This is a genomic window from Belnapia sp. AC561, from assembly GCF_979252845.1.
Window position 1 is genome coordinate 1 of the sequence record NZ_CEEDBP010000198.1, and the last position, 277, is coordinate 277.

Here is a 277-nt window from a genome sequence, read left to right on the forward strand (position 1 = left end):
GCCCTTGAGCGCTTGCGGTTCCAACTCGGCTATCATGCGCGCCCTGAGGAGAACGCCTGATGACCACTTTGTTGCTGCACTGCCGCCCCGGCTTCGAAAGCGAGGTGTGCTCGGAAATAAGCAACCACGCCGCGCGCCTGGAGGTAGCCGGGTACGCCAAGGCCAAGGCCAGCAGCGCGTACGCCGAGTTCATTTGCACCGAGGCCGACGGCCCCGAGCGACTTATGCGCGGCCAGCGCTTTGCCCAGCTGATTTTTCCTCGGCAATGGGCGCGCGG

At 65.0% G+C, this 277-nt stretch carries 1 protein-coding gene; it reads left to right on the forward strand.

Features of this window, described 5'->3' with window-relative positions; translation table 11 throughout:
• Positions 1–59 precede the first annotated feature (59 nt).
• A partial coding sequence (locus AC0IW9_RS30735; RefSeq protein WP_471652096.1) for a hypothetical protein occupies positions 60–277 on the forward strand: 218 nt, incomplete at its 3' end.